The sequence below is a fragment of the Dermacoccus sp. UBA1591 genome, from assembly GCF_002322065.1.
Lineage (GTDB): Bacteria > Actinomycetota > Actinomycetes > Actinomycetales > Dermatophilaceae > Dermacoccus > Dermacoccus nishinomiyaensis.
Genome location: NZ_DCNR01000082.1, coordinates 67,711 through 68,407 on the forward strand (window position 1 = coordinate 67,711; position 697 = coordinate 68,407).

Sequence of the window (697 nt, forward strand, 5' to 3'; positions counted from 1 at the left end):
CGCCGGCGCGATCGGGCGGCGACACGGCTGTGCCTCGGCGCTGACCGATCGCTGCCTCTTCGACCCGATCCGGCGGTAGCGGCTTCGCGTTGACGGGTCCACGCCGCGTCACGAGACTGGGCGTCATGACTGTTCTCCCTGCCGGTGACCTTCCGTGGCAGACCTACCGCGACGTGCGGCTGCGGGCGTTGTCGACGAACCCAGAGGCTTTCGGGTCGACGTTCGCCCGTGAGAGCGAGTTCAGCGAGCAGGTCTGGGCCGAGCGCGCGATGAGCCCCGGCACGTACCTGTGGGTGCCGGACGCGGGTGAGCCGGAGGCGTCGAGTCAGGTCGCGCCGCGCGCCGAGGCTGATCGGCCTACGACCGGGCCAGGTGTACTTCGACGACCCGGCCGTCGTCGGCGCACTGGGGTACGAGGCACTCGAGATCGCGTTCCTCGTGCAGATGTGGGTGGAGCCGGCGCGCCGCGGCACCGGCGTGTTCGACGCGCTCGTCGACGCCGTCATCAGCGATGCGCGCCAGCAAGGGCTGCGCGCCATCGGGCTGCACGCCTACCGCGCCAACGAGCGCGCGGCTGCCGCGTACCGGCGTCGCGGGTTCCGGCTCGTCGAGAACCCGACAGCCGAGTGCCCGGCCGACGAGGCCGAGTACCTGCTCCCTCTATGACCCGCTGGAATCCTCCGGCCCCCAGCGGCCG

General features: G+C 72.0%; 1 protein-coding gene. It reads left to right on the top strand.

Annotation, left to right across the window (positions count from 1 at the left end):
• Positions 1 to 372: 372 nt before the first annotated feature.
• Positions 373 to 666, top strand: coding sequence for a GNAT family N-acetyltransferase (locus tag B2284_RS08880; protein WP_062256786.1), 294 nt, complete (start codon positions 373 to 375; stop codon positions 664 to 666).
• The last annotated feature ends 31 nt before the right edge of the window (positions 667 to 697 follow it).